The organism is Frankia sp. CeD (genome assembly GCF_000732115.1).
Taxonomy (GTDB): domain Bacteria; phylum Actinomycetota; class Actinomycetes; order Frankiales; family Frankiaceae; genus Frankia; species Frankia casuarinae.
On record NZ_JPGU01000002.1, the window covers coordinates 280,649 to 291,968 of the forward strand.

General features: G+C 67.7%; 9 protein-coding genes and 3 pseudogenes. 6 read left to right on the forward strand and 6 right to left on the reverse strand.

The features are described 5' to 3' along the window. Nucleotides 1-185 precede the first annotated feature (185 nt). The 3 genes from CED_RS02850 to CED_RS02860 all read left to right on the forward strand — a co-directional run bounded on the left by CED_RS02850 (nucleotide 186) and on the right by CED_RS02860 (nucleotide 3,284). Entirely contained in the window at nucleotides 186-1,082 is an 897-nt protein-coding gene (locus CED_RS02850) for a serine hydrolase (protein ID WP_035729730.1), read from the forward strand. Nucleotides 1,083-1,356: 274 nt separating this feature from the next. Continuing rightward, a complete protein-coding gene (locus CED_RS02855) occupies nucleotides 1,357-2,019 on the forward strand; it encodes a 2'-5' RNA ligase family protein (protein ID WP_035908499.1) in 663 nt (220 codons plus the stop codon). Nucleotides 2,020-2,105: 86 nt separating this feature from the next. Then, on the forward strand, nucleotides 2,106-3,284 hold the full coding sequence (locus CED_RS02860; RefSeq protein WP_369807769.1) for a YihY/virulence factor BrkB family protein: 1,179 nt from the start codon (nucleotides 2,106-2,108) through the stop codon (nucleotides 3,282-3,284). Between the two features lie 476 nt (nucleotides 3,285-3,760). Here the strand turns inward: CED_RS02860 and CED_RS25990 are convergent. From CED_RS25990 to CED_RS02880, 3 genes and pseudogenes are all read right to left on the reverse strand, one after another. Next, nucleotides 3,761-4,699 (reverse strand): annotated as a pseudogene (locus CED_RS25990) (D-alanyl-D-alanine carboxypeptidase family protein); the annotation flags it as partial. 42 nt (nucleotides 4,700-4,741) lie between these two features. Next, nucleotides 4,742-5,788, reverse strand: a complete 1,047-nt coding sequence (locus tag CED_RS23330) for a DUF1003 domain-containing protein (RefSeq protein WP_035908503.1) — start codon at nucleotides 5,786-5,788, stop codon at nucleotides 4,742-4,744. A 587-nt stretch (nucleotides 5,789-6,375) separates the two neighbouring features. After that, the gene (locus tag CED_RS02880; RefSeq protein ID WP_035908504.1) at nucleotides 6,376-6,936 is read right to left on the reverse strand and encodes a GNAT family N-acetyltransferase; all 561 of its coding nucleotides are present in this window, start codon (nucleotides 6,934-6,936) and stop codon (nucleotides 6,376-6,378) included. Between the two features lie 258 nt (nucleotides 6,937-7,194). On the opposite strand from CED_RS02880, the gene CED_RS02885 reads away from it, so the two are divergent. After that, nucleotides 7,195-7,770: a hypothetical protein gene (locus CED_RS02885; RefSeq protein ID WP_035908505.1), complete on the forward strand. Its 576-nt coding sequence runs from the start codon at nucleotides 7,195-7,197 to the stop codon at nucleotides 7,768-7,770. Between the two features lie 150 nt (nucleotides 7,771-7,920). Here CED_RS02885 and CED_RS22095 read toward each other — a convergent pair. The 3 genes and pseudogenes from CED_RS22095 to CED_RS25995 form a co-directional block, all read right to left on the reverse strand. Then, nucleotides 7,921-8,127, reverse strand: a pseudogene (locus CED_RS22095) (transposase domain-containing protein); the annotation flags it as partial. Nucleotides 8,128-8,626: 499 nt separating this feature from the next. Beyond that, a complete protein-coding gene (locus CED_RS02890; protein WP_011435122.1) occupies nucleotides 8,627-8,854 on the reverse strand; it encodes a type II toxin-antitoxin system HicA family toxin in 228 nt (75 codons plus the stop codon). Next, nucleotides 8,851-9,072 (reverse strand): type II toxin-antitoxin system HicB family antitoxin, encoded by a 222-nt coding sequence (locus CED_RS25995; protein ID WP_023839758.1) that lies wholly within the window; start codon nucleotides 9,070-9,072, stop codon nucleotides 8,851-8,853. The genes CED_RS02890 and CED_RS25995 overlap by 4 nt, the downstream gene beginning before the upstream one ends. Nucleotides 9,073-9,330: 258 nt before the next feature. On the opposite strand from CED_RS25995, the gene CED_RS02900 reads away from it, so the two are divergent. Together CED_RS02900 and CED_RS23335 are read left to right on the forward strand one after the other, a co-directional pair. Then, nucleotides 9,331-10,758, forward strand: a complete 1,428-nt coding sequence (locus CED_RS02900; RefSeq protein ID WP_035908507.1) for a recombinase family protein — start codon at nucleotides 9,331-9,333, stop codon at nucleotides 10,756-10,758. A 422-nt stretch (nucleotides 10,759-11,180) separates the two neighbouring features. Next, a pseudogene (locus CED_RS23335) lies at nucleotides 11,181-11,320 on the forward strand (IS5/IS1182 family transposase); the annotation flags it as partial.

Genomic DNA, 11,320 nt, shown 5'->3' on the forward strand with positions numbered 1-11,320 from the left:
TCTCTCCGAGGTGCTCGTCACGCGGGGNGGGNGGGCCGGANGGGGATGNGGGGGTCTGCACGCCCGCCAGTCTCGCAGCCGGCTGCCCCCCGGGGGGACGCATGCCCCGCCTTGCCGGGCCCGCGGGGTGGAACCGGGTGCCTGGGTCGTCGGGACCGGCGGGAAAACCTCGTACAGTGCGGAACGTGGACGCTCTTGGACAGGTGGCGGCGTGGCCGGTCGAGACCGTCGCGGTCGTGGTGATGGGTCGGGAGGACGAGGCGGTCGGACCGGGTGCGGGGTCCGGGTGGCCGGGCGCAGCGGTGACCCCGCGGGTCCGGGAGGTGGCGCGGACCGGACCACTCGATCATCTCTTCCGGCTGGCCTCGGTGTCGAAGCTGCTCAGCGCCTATGCGGTCCTGATCGCCGTGGAGGAGGGCGCGATCGGGCTCGACGATCCCGCCGGACCCCCCAGGTCCACCGTGGCTCATCTGCTCGCCCACACCTCCGGGCTCGCGTTCTCGGGGACCCGCGTATTGGCCCCCCCGGGTACCCGTCGCATCTACTCCAACACCGGGTTCGAGCGACTGGGGGAGGCGCTGGAGAAGGCGACCAGCATCGCCTTCGCCGACTACCTCGCCCAGGCGGTCTTCGAGCCCCTCGGGATGCACGATGCCCGGCTGACGGGATCCCCGGCCTCCGGCGTGACGGCGACGCTTGCCGACATGCGACGCTTTGCTGCCGAGCTCCTCGCCCCGACGCTGATCACCTCCGCGACGTTCGCCACGGCCATCTCGGTCGCCTTTCCCGGACTTGCCGGCGTGCTGCCGGGTTTCGGCCAGCAGACCCCCAACGACTGGGGACTCGGCTTCGAGATCCGCGGCGACAAGCACCCGCACTGGACGGGCAGCTCCAACGCGCCGTCGACCTTCGGCCACTTCGGGCAGAGCGGGACCTTCCTGTGGGTGGATCCCGTCGCCCGCCTCGCATGTGTGACTCTTTGTGATCGTGATTTTGGCGAGTGGGCCCAGCGAGTCTGGCCACCGCTGGCGGACGCGATCCTGGCGCAGGCCCCCTCGTGGTCCGCAAACCGCTTGGCGTGACGTGCGAGAAAGGGCGGGTGCGGCGCAGCCGTCGGTGAGCATTTCCGGTCGGATGCCGGTTTTTCCCGAGGGTATTGTCAGCTTTTGGTCATGATCTGGAATCCGCATCCCCTTCCCATGGTCCGCGCGGGACGGCCGTGGCTCATGGGCCATGATGTCGGCATGCTTCCTCGGCGAGACCGATCCCGACGGCCGGTTCTTCACCCGGCGCAGGCAGGCATGTGGATACGCAGAGTAGCGATCGTCACTGCTTTCGTCGGGGAGCCGGTCCCGCATGACTGAGGGGGTGAACGGTCATACCGTCCAGGTTGTCCCGGCCGTTGATCCCGGTGAATCGGTCGATCCGCTCGGTTCCGCGGCTCGGGTGGACATCGGGGTGGCGATCGGCATCCCCGAGCCGTACCGCACAGAGCTTCAGGACTGGCGGGAGCGACTCGGCGACCCNAACGCAGCCCNCATCGTCCCNCACGTCACCCTGCTGGGTCCGACCTCCGTCGGGNTCGTGGAGCTGCCCATGATCGAGCGCCACCTCGCGCAGACGGCGCGGACGAACTCCCCGTTCACCATCCGCCTGCGGGGATCCGGCACGTTCCGGCCGTTGTCCCCGGTCGTGTTCGTCGCCCTCGCCATGGGTATTCTCCGGTGCGAGAAACTGGCGGCGGTGGTACGGTCCGGTCCTCTCGACCGGCCGCTCAGCTTCGCCTACCATCCGCACGTCACCGTCGCGCACGATCTTGCCGAGGACGCGTTAGATCGCGCCTTTGATGCGCTCGCCGAATATCAGGCGCAGTTCGAGGTCAACGGATTCGGGCTGTACGAAAGAGGCGCCGACCTGCGCTGGCGGCAACTACGCTTCTTCCCGTTCGGTCGCCCTGAGCGTGGGCCGGAACCGGTGGGCGGCGGGGGGCGACGCGCCACACTCGGATCTCGGGAGTGAGCGCACGTCGTCGGGGGACAGTAACGAATGTGACGGGACCTCGTCAGGCGGTACGGGCCGGTGTCGGGACGGTTTCCGGTACCGCTGTGGCGGTACGCCGGAAACGTCCGTTTCTCGATCACCTCGTCCGGGCATATTCCCGCTACACAGCCGATGGCGGTGATCGTCTCGCGGCGTCGGCGACCTACTTCGCGTTCCTGTCATTCTTCCCGCTGATCGCGCTGGCCTTCGCGGTCACCGGCTTCGTCGTAGACGCGTACCCCGATGTGCAGGAGAGCCTGACCCGGCAGATCAACGACTATCTTCCGGGCCTGGCGGACAAGCTCGACGTCGCCTCGATTGGCAACGCCAAGGTCGGTGTGGGCATTATCGGTCTTGCCGGCCTCCTGCTCGCCGGACTCGCGTGGATCGACGCGCTGCGGGACGCCATCCGTCTCGTATGGCACCAGGACATCGATGTCGGCAACATCATCACCCGGCGGCTGCGGGATGTCACGGTGCTCGCGGGACTGGGGCTGACTCTGTTGGCCTCACTCGTCGTGACCAGCCTCTCGACCTCGGCCACCGGGTCATTCCTGAGCTGGATCGGATTGTCCGGCAGCACCGCCGCGGCCTGGGTGACCGGCCTACTGGCCCTGCTTGTCGCCCTCGCGATCGACACCGCGGTTTTCCTCTATCTGTTCTGGCGGCTGCCGCAGCAGACCGACCGGGTGCGGACGGTCCGGGGTGCGGTGCTCGGCGCCGTCGGAGTCGAGATCCTCAAGATCGTCGGCACCTGGCTAGTCGGGCAAACCATGAGCAATCCGGTGTACGGTACGTTCGCGGTGATCGTCGGGTTGCTCATCTGGATCAACATTGTCATGCGATGGACGCTGTTCGTCGCGGCCTGGACCGTGACGGCGCCCTACAACTCCGACGTCTTCCCCTCCGGTTCGGCAGCCCGGCATACCGTCTCCGAGGCGGCCGACCGCGCGGCGGCGGGGAGCGCGGGCGCGGCAGGCGCGGGATCCACGGGGCCGGAGTCCTACCGGTCGAGCGGCTCGCCGAACCCGGAGGCCTCCCGCCGCCTGGTGCCCGGCTCCCAGAACGGCTCGACGCCGCTCGCGCCTGCTTCATCCGACCCGTCGTCGGCGAAGCCATCCTCGGCCGGACCGGTGCGGGTGGCGTCGGAGAGCAACCCGCGTGGCACGGTGCCCCTCCCCGCCCGGGTACGGGCATTTCTGCGCCGCCGCATACCCTCGGGGACATCCAGCAGATCGGACTGATCAGGTCCGGCAGCCGGCCTCAGCGTTACGGACACGTGTCCGTAACGCGGTGCGGGCGGCCGACCCGACGGGCGCTCGACGTCCCGGAGGCCCGCCGCCGCGTGCCGCCGCCGGCGCTGGCGTCGGCGTACCCGGGCGGCCCGATGGGTGAGTGCGGTGAGCAGGCATGCTACGACGGTGCAGCCGATCGCGATCCAGGTTATCGGGCCGATGTCGCTGCCAGGATCGCCCGCGCGGGCGACTCCGTGCCGCGAGGAGGAAGAGGAGGATGTTGCCGTGCCGGCGGTCGGCGCGNCCCCTGGACCCGCCGGGCTGATGGAGGGCCGGTCTCCCGCGGGCCCGCTCGACGCCGCCGCCGTCGCCCCGGGGTTCGCGAGATACCCGACCGGGGTGACCGTGTCGGCGTGCGCGAAGCCCCAGTCGAGCAGCGCGCGCGCGTCCTTGCCGTAGGCGGGAGCCGTCCGCAGCAGGGCGACGATGAGGGTGTGGCCGCCGCGGGTGGCCGCGCCGACGAACGTCGCGCCGGCCGCGATGGTGTAGCCGTTCTTCACCCCGATAGTCCCCTCGTAGGAACGCAGCAGGGCGTTGTGGTTCTGGATCTCGAAGCGGGTGCTCCCCCGGCCGGCGAGCGAGGCGCGCGGGATCGTCAGGTAGCCGCGCACCGTCGGGTTGTCCAACGCCGCCCGACCGAGCACGGCTAGGTCGTGCACACTGGTGACCTGGCCGGGACTGTCCAGTCCGGTCGGGTCACCGGCGACGGTGTCCGTTGCGCCGAGTGACCTGGCTAGAGCGTTCATCCGCTGCAGCACGGCGGGAGTTCCCCCGCTCGCCTGGACCAGGGCCATGGTCGCGTCGTTTCCGCTGGAGATCAGCATGGCGGTCGCCAGGTCACGGACGGTGTATCCGACCCCCGGCACGAGACCGACCTTCGTGCCGTCCACCCGAGGGGCGTTCTCGTCGACCGTCACGACCCGGTCCGGCGGCAGGCCGGGCAGCACGGTCAGCGCGGTCAGGATTTTCATCGTGCTGGCCGGGAGATCCTGGGCGTGTGGGCGGTAGGCGGCGAGGATGGCGCCGCTTCCCGCGTCCGCGACAAGCCACTCGGCGGCCGTGAGACCGGCCGGGGGAGCGGAGTCGGAAGCGGCGGTGGGTGCCGGTGCGGCGAGCGGGACGGTGGGCGGGACCGCGGGTGGGGCGCTGGCCGCAGCCGGCGGCCCGAGGCCGGCCGCGGGGGACGCGGCGGTACCCAGGCCGCTCGTGGGACCGGGAGTGGGTGCGGGGACGGCCGCGGTCGCTGGAACGATCTTCAGGAACGGGGTGAGGATTGCTCCGAGGACCGCCACGGCCACCAGCGCCCGCCCGAGGCTTCCGCGGAGGCGACGCGGGTCATGCCGGGGCGGACAGGGGACACGCACCTGCCGAACGCTACTGGGTTGACCCGTTCCGCAGAAGGGTGGTTACGACCCGTGTCGCGAGTGGACGTTTCCTGGGTAGGAATCCACTGGTTGCGGCTTTCCCAATGAATGCCAGGAGGAGCCCGTATNGGCAGAGAGACTATGGTGCCCGTGCGTTGTAACTCCTCTGTTCTTGAGGTGCGTCGTCGCGCCGGCCTCCCGGGTGGGGTCGTCGAGCGTGGTCTTCGGGGTGGGACCGGTGGCGATGGTCGGCGTCGTTTTCCTGTCGGGACCGCCGTTTTCGCGGTTCCCGGTGCGGGTGGCATACCCGGCGTCCGTGGAGTGAGGGGGGATGCCGGTCGTGCTCACACCCGTGGTGTTCCTGCGCTTGTGGTGCTTGGGCCGCCGGGGGCGTTCCGGGTTCCCGATGTTCGGCTTGCCCGTGGCGGGNGGGNCCTCGGTCTCGGGGNCGCTCGTTTCCCGGGGGGCACCACCGGGGGNGGGCGTCGGCCCGCCGTGCCGTGACGGCGATCGTGCGGCGGTCGGCTCCCGTTCATCCGACGCCGTCTGGGGCGGAACGCGAACCGCGTCCCGCACCAGACTCTCGATGTCGCCGCGAAGAGATTCGAGTTGGCCGGCCAGCTCGCCGCGCATGTACTGCCGGGTCGCCGCATCGCTCTGGGCAAGCCGGAGCGCGGCGATCTCACGCGCGAGAAACTCGGTGTCTTCCCGCATACGTACAGCGACCGCCCGATCCTCGGCCAGCGAGGCACGGTCACGGTCGTCCTGTCGGTTCTGGGCGAGCAGGATCAACGGTGCCGCGTAGGCGGCCTGGGTCGAGAAGGCCAGGTTCAGCAGGATGAAAGGGTAGGGATCCCACCGCAGCAGCGGTAGCGCGATGTTCAAGGCTATCCAGACGATCACGATACAGGTCTGAATGGCGAGGTAGCGCCCGGTTCCCAGGAAACGGGCGATGGCCTCCGCGAAGCGACTGACCGATTCCCGGTCCATGCCCCGGGGGATCAGTGTGACCCGGCCGGAGGCGGGCAGGTCGAGACGCTCGGTGCAGGCACGACGACGTCCCGCGGTCCGCGATGTTGAGATGCTCATGGAAGGTCCCCCTCCGCGCGCCCCAGCCACTGCCGGACAGCTGCGAGCGCGCATTCCTCGAGCAGGCCGCGGGCGGCATCGCCACGGCGACCTCTGGTCGATACGACTTCGATCGACCGCACCTGCTTGTGCACTGCTCGCGGCCCACGCGACTGCCGACCCGGACGGATCAGGGAAGCGCGGCCGGGACAGGATGGCTCCGTGCTACCGGCATGAACCGGTCGGGCCGGGAGAGCGGTGACCGTCGTCTCCGAGGCGGAGACGACGTCGCCGACGGCACGGCCGCACCGGACAGGAGGGCCGTGCGTCCGAACAGGCCGGACTTCCGAACAGTGCCCCGGGCGTCGTCTACCCGGGTTCCGTGGACGCGGGCCGGGCGCGACGGTGCGCGCTCATCGGCCCGGGATTCAGTGCTGGCTGACGTCCACGAGCAGGAAGCGGCCTTTACTGGAGCACCCGCCAGGACTCACAGCGGCCACCTCCTCGTGTTGGTCCTCCGTAGAGGATTTTTCGGGGGCTTGTCAAGGATAACCGCCGGAGCTGTTCCCCAACCCACCGGGGCACCCGTGATACCGGTCGCGGTGACGTCACCCGAAGCGGGGACTGTCAGCGGGCGGCGGGGGCCGGGCGGGATACAGCGGCAGCAGCATCGGAACGAAGACCTTGACGGTCGGATCGTCGGTGACGGGTTTCGGCCCGCCCAGGACGAGGAATCCGTGGCGGGCGTAGAGGCGCCGCGCCGGACGGTTCCCGGGGACCACCCAGAGCTTCACCGCCTCCGCGCCCGCCTGGCGGGCCCAGTCGATCGCGGTGGCCAGGAGGGTGTCGGCGGCTCCGGTGCCCCGCGCCTCGGGAGCGACCCACATGGCGCCGAGTTCCCGTAACCAGGGACGGCCCACCGGGGTGAAGCCCTGCACCATCCCGGCGGCCTCGCCAGCCACGGCGACGATGGCCACCAGATCGGCGGACGAGTAGGCCCCGGCGCGGGCGCGGGCGTCCCACTCCTCGGCGGGCAGCGCGCTCGCCTCGGCCAGGGTCTGCCAGAACGCCGAAGGAGCATCGGTGAGCGCGGCAAGACGCAGCCTTCGCAACAGCATTCCTTCGTCTGGTCCGATCCGGCGCCCCCGGATGTCGTCGGCCCCCNCCACCGCTCCCTCCCTCCCGCCGTCTGGCCCGCCGACCTGGCCCGCCGACCTGGCCCGCCTTGCGGATCCCTTGCGCATCCTCCGTGTCAGTGCCGCCCGTGACCAGACCGTCGGCCGGGAGAGGTCGGTGTTGTGCGGGACAGGCCGGTGTTGCGCGTAATCGGTCCGGCCTTTACCGCAAAGTGCTCCCGGGCAGCGAGGGAAGCGCGGATACTGATCAAAGCGGCGGGACGGCGGAGGAGTCGCGCGAGATGATCTATCGTGGGTAGGCCCGTCTCGTTGATCGTGCGGCATGACGGGCCTTCGTGGTCGGCCTGGTCCCCGCAGTGCCCGGGGCTGGCGATGGCCCAGCCGTCCGCCGCGGAGCTGCGGGCCGCGTTGCCCGACGTCCTCGCGTGGTACTTCGGTGAGGCCACCGAGATCGACGCGCAGATCCACGTCGAGCGGAGGCTGTGCGGTGGCGTCGCCGTCCGGATCGCCCAGGATGCGCAACTGTGGGAACGTCAGCTGGTCGCCGACCGGCTGGGCGAGGCCTTGGCCGCCGGGGACCAGGCGGCGCGGCTGCGTGCGGCCCCGGGCAACGCGGCCGGCGAGGTGATCTATGTCTGCGCGCTGCAGTCGGACCGCGTCTCCTGGCTGACGGGCCAGCTGGAGGATGAGAACGACGCGGTCGTGGCCACCCTCCCGGTGGCCGAGACGATGCTGTGGACCATGCGGTTCGGAGCGGCCCGCAGCGGGGCCGGGGAATCGGTCCAGCCGCCCGCCTACCNTCCCGACACGACGTTCAGCGAGGTGATGCGGACCTTCGCCGGGCCGCTCCAGCACCTGCGGGCGTGAGCCGCGGGACGTCGAAGGCCATGGTCGTCGGATCGTGGTTCTTCGTCGGCCGGCCCCTCCGGGCCGGGTTGTCCGATCGACCTCGCAGCGCGACTATCCGTGCCGTGGTCGCGATTCCCGCTGGGTGTGCCCTTCTCCATGACCTCCTCGTTCGTCATCGAAGAACAGCCACATCGCCAGCGTGAAGTACACCATCACCCGTGCGGGCAGTTTCCGGGACCGTTTCTCAACCCGGCCCGTCTCCACCAGAACATCGTCCACAAGATCATGGTGAACGAGGCCAGTCAGCACTCCGAGCGAAATATGATCCGTCAACCTTCCTGCCGGCCTGCCGCACCCATTCTTACTCGTCACCACGGAATTCTACCGCGACCGATATGACCGCTCCACGACGACAACCGCACCAACAAGATCAATCCACTGAAGTGGATCTTTTCGGTGCGGTTCTTAATTCACTGGCATTGCGCCTTGGATCGACTCCCACCTGAAAAGCACAGCCTGACTCTTCGGCTTTTGCTGGCGGAAGTGCAGGGTTCGACAAAAACCGTCTAGTCTTGCTGCTGCGTACGTAGGAGCAAACACGGGTCAAATGGCCCATCAATCTCTTCCTGGATTGGATCTTGAATGGGAGGCTACTACGGGGACCGGGGTAGTGAGGCGGGGTGAGCGCCGATCCCGTGCGCAGGCACCGTACGGGATGCGTGGCTCAGGGGCGCTTGGGTGCCAAGCAACCGTGTACACAACCCGACTTGCAACGGCCAGATGGCCCACGTCCAGACGCCGACTGCGATCAAGAACCAGGACGCACGCTTTGAGAGGGTCACCCCTCCAGCTTGCACCCGGGATCCCGTCGGGCTCAGGTGAGCAACATCCTAAGCTCCTCCGCCTCGATGCCCGCCTGGCGCAGAACAGAGGCGAGAGTGCCCGTCGCCAGCTCCCGGTGGAGCGGCACGATCACAACCCGAGCGCTCTCCTTGTGCCGCAGCTTGCAGTGCGAGCCACGAGTAGCGACCTCCTCGAAGCCGGCACGCCCCAGAGCCTTCACCACCTTCGCCCCGGAGATCCGAGGCAGCGCGGGTGTCACGCCGACAGGCGGATGTCCAGCGGAGCGACGATGGGACCGTCCGCGGCGGTCACGGGGAACGGCTGGTCCTCGAAGTACAGCTCCAGCGCCTCGCGAAGATTCGCCAGCGACTCCTCGACGCTGGCTCCCTGGCTGGTCACCTCGACCTCCAAAGCCCGCGCCACATACCAGTCNCCCTCGTGCGTGACGACAGCCGTCAGCCGCGCCGCTCGCTCCATGGNNNNCNGCCTAGCCGNCCCTGCCACACCTGGCGAAGCGCTCACCGCCACCTCCTCGACATGATCAACAAGCCCCCTGTCGACCATACGAGCAGAAGCCATCTCCAACGGCCCGAGTACACACGAGAGGCACGAGGCCACCCCCGACTCGCTGGAATACCTAGGTCATAAATGAATGCTCTACAAATTCGGCCATAGGTTGCCGGGTAGTGTACACGGCGTAGGTCGTGATCAACGCTGGCAGCGAGGGGTGGCACAGTGGGCACTCTAGGCGCCGGATTTGTCCGGGTTTCTACAGGTAGCCAGGACGAGACGTCACAGGTCAAGATCCTTACCGAGGAAGCCTCTCAACGCGGAATCACGATCGTCAAGTGGTTCACGCTTCACGGGTACTCGGCCAGCCACGGAGCGCAGGAACCTGCCCTGCGAGAAGCAATCGCCGATATCCAGCGTCGGGATTACACGACTTTGATGGTTACCGAGTCGTCGCGGCTTGACCGCCGTGACGACTCGGATGCGCAAGCGGAGATCCTGCTCAGCATTCGGTCCGCGGGTGGCGACATCGTCTCAGTTGCCGAACCTCAGTTCGGCAAGACTGACTTCGCCGGTCGTATCGTCACTCTCGTTGCTCAGCACGCGAATGCGGAGAAGTCCAAGACGGTCAAGGCAACCACCTACCGTGGCGTTTCCATGATTATCGCGAACGGCGCGCACCATGGTCCGCTTCCGTCGTTCTGGGCGACTAGAGGAGAACGCTACGCAAAGCAAGCGTACTGCGCAGACCCGGAATCCGTTAGAGATATTTACGGGCGGGTCGCCAACGGCGATTCCCTGCTCTCCATTGGCCGGGCATACGATCTGCATTCGACATCGATCAGGACGCTTATTCAATTCGCCGCAAATCACACCGGCGTCGAGGAATGCAGGTACACGTACGAAGGTGTGACCGAAACGTGGGTTCACAAGGTTGCCCCGGTGGTTGATTCGCCCCTGTGGTGGCGTGCCAACAAGGTACTTGCCGCGAACACGACGGACGCCAGAGGGAATAAGGGTGGCCGCCCCGTGGGGCAAGCCGTCAATTGGATCAGTGGCCTCCTTGTGTGCCCGTCGTGCGGTGAGAAGACTCGCCTCCAGATCGGTTACACCCCGTCCGGTAACCCGCGTACTCCTAAGCTTCGCTGTAGGGGCGACGCCAAGCGGCGCAAGCCGTGCGGTATTTTCAAAGGCTGTGATGCTCGCCCCATCATCGATACGATTGACTCTATGCTTTCCAGCGATACGACGCCTATTCTCGCATTCCAGCGTGTGGCGGGAAACTCGCACGAACGAGACGAGATGCAAGCGGAACTAGCCAAGATCCAAAGCCGTCTTTCTGCTACGGAAGACGATGACGAGCTCGATGCTCTGGTGGTCGCCCGAAAGGCACTGCGGGAGGCTCTCAAGAATTTCGAACCTGTTCCTGACATGTACGACTACACGGAAACTGGACAGACGGTTAGCGACCTGTGGACGGCCGGCGACACTGACGAGAAGCGGGGCATGATCCGCGCAATCATGGCCTCGTGGGGTCTTGCGCTCTCCGAGCATGACGGACAGTGGGGAATCAAGATTGGCACGAGGTTCGCTGGCACGACGGAAGTGGACGGGATCGTCGACCTTGGTAACGGGTTTTGCTTCCGCCGGTGAAGCGGCGCGCGGGAGGGTGATTGCGGCCCTCCCGCGCGCCGCTAGGCGGGTTACCGGGGTGCGGGGATGACGAGCACGATTCTTCCTGCCTCCAGATGTCTGAGCACCTGTGGAAGCCTGAAGTTCTTTGCCGAGAGAATCACGACGGTCTCGCTGTTCGCGCGGGTTTCAGGGGCGCTACGAATGTCCGGGGTGTCTTCCCCCTGGGCGGGATCAGGCGCCTTTTTCTCAGTAGCCAAACGCGACTCTGTCGCGGTGGGCACCTCGCACCGAAACAATGANCCTTTCCCTGCAACGTTTGGTGACGCTCCGTGAGCGTCGCTGGGTGTGAGCGTCCCTGGGGGTGGAGACGATGAAGGCGCGGGGCTCCGGTAGGAAGTTGTTCCGACCAAAGAGCAACTCCGAAGGAACCCCACGCCTCGATGAGTTTCACATACACCGCCGAGCTGCCGTTCGGCGATCACACCGTTTTCCGTCTGGCGGGTCTTCTCGTGGCGGAGCGTCAACGTCGTGGTACCCGCAAGGGCACCCGGACGCTGTCCGCGTTGGAACAGGCCGTGAT